Origin of the sequence: Amycolatopsis kentuckyensis, assembly GCF_002155975.1 — a bacterium.
Classification (GTDB): Bacteria; Actinomycetota; Actinomycetes; order Mycobacteriales; family Pseudonocardiaceae; genus Amycolatopsis; species Amycolatopsis kentuckyensis.
This window is the reverse complement of the sequence record NZ_MUMI01000677.1, coordinates 1-1562: the sequence shown is the minus strand read 5'-3', so window position 1 is coordinate 1562 and position 1562 is coordinate 1. Positions and strand designations below refer to the sequence as shown.

Sequence of the window (1562 nt, the reverse complement as noted above, 5' to 3'; positions counted from 1 at the left end):
ACTCGTTGCCCTCCGGATCCGCCATCACGAAGTGATCGGGGCGCCCGTCCAGCTCGTCCTGGCGCAGGACGGTCGCGCCGGCGGCGGTGAGGCGGGCGATCGCCTCGACGACCCGCTCCCAGCGCGTCTCCCACGGCACCTCGCGCCCGCCGCCCGCCTGGACGTCCAGGTGGACCCGGTTCTTCGCGATCTTCGCTTCGGGCACCTTGAGGAAGCTCAGGCTCGGCAGGACCCCCTCCGGATCGGTCAGGTACGCGCCGTCGTCCCACTCCGCCTCGGGCACGCCGTGCCGGGTGAACCAGGCTTCCCAGCTCGCGAACCCCGCCGGGGGCGGGCGTTCGATGTAGCCGAGGGCCACCGCCCAGAACCTCGCCAGCGCGCGGGGGTCCGCGCAGTCGATCGTCACGCTCCAGCGCACCGTCACGGGGTGGAGCGTAGCCGCGCCCACGCCCTGAGAGGGCGTGTCATCCGGGGGATGCTGCGGTTACCGTGAACCACGATGAGTGAACACAGCTGGGGCTTCCGCACCCGCGCCCTGCACGCGGGCGGCACGCCCGACCCGGCGACCGGGGCGCGGGCCGTGCCGATCTACCAGACCACGAGCTTCGTCTTCGAGGATGCCGCCGACGCCGCGAACCTCTTCGCGCTGCAGAAGTACGGCAACGTCTACAGCCGGATCGGAAATCCGACCGTGGCCGCCTTCGAAGAGCGGATCGCCAGTCTCGAAGGGGCCATCGGCGGGGTCGCCGCCGCCAGCGGGCAGGCTGCCGAGTTCCTCACCTTCAGCTCGCTCACCGAGGCCGGGGACCACATCGTGTCCGCGAGCGGCCTCTACGGCGGGACCGTCACCCAGCTCACCGGCACGCTCCGGCGCTTCGGCGTCGAGACCACCTTCGTCAGCGGCGGCATCGACGACTACGCCGCCGCCGTCACCGACCGGACGCGGCTGCTCTACACCGAGGTGATCGGCAACCCCGGCGGGGGCATCGCCGACCTCGCCGCGCTGGCGGACCTCGCGCACGCCCACGACATCCCGCTGGTCGTCGACGCCACCCTGGCGACGCCGTACCTGTGCCGCCCGATCGAGCACGGCGCCGACATCGTGCTGCACTCGGCGACGAAGTTCCTCGGCGGGCACGGGACGACGCTCGGCGGGATCGTCGTCGAATCCGGGAAGTTCGACTGGGGCAACGGGAAGTTCCCGCGGATGACCGAGACCGTCGACAGCTACGGCGGCCTCCGGTACTGGGAGAACTTCGGCGAGTACGCGTTCTGCACCCGGCTGCGCGCCGAGCAGCTGCGGGACATCGGCGCGGTCCTCTCGCCGCACTCGGCTTTCCTGCTGCTGCAAGGGGTCGAGACCCTCCCCCAGCGGATGGACGCGCACGTCGCGAACGCCCGCGCGGTCGCCGAGTACCTCGAAGCGGACCCGCGCGTGGCGTGGGTGTCCTACGCCGGGCTGCCGTCGCACCCGCACCACGACCTGGCGGGGAAGTACCTGCCCGCGGGGCCGGGCGCGGTGTTCTCCTTCGGCATCGACGGCGGCCGCGCGGCCGGCGAGA

2 protein-coding genes are annotated in these 1562 nt (G+C 72.3%); one reads left to right on the top strand and one right to left on the bottom strand.

Features of this window, described 5'->3' with window-relative positions; translation table 11 throughout:
* Positions 1 to 424 (bottom strand): VOC family protein (locus tag CCN39_RS45460; RefSeq protein WP_167455373.1); only part of this gene is annotated, 424 nt, incomplete at its 3' end.
* Positions 425 to 499: 75 nt separating this feature from the next.
* Here CCN39_RS45460 and CCN39_RS45455 point away from each other — a divergent pair.
* A partial coding sequence (locus tag CCN39_RS45455; RefSeq protein WP_086853124.1) for an O-acetylhomoserine aminocarboxypropyltransferase/cysteine synthase family protein occupies positions 500 to 1562 on the top strand: 1063 nt, incomplete at its 3' end.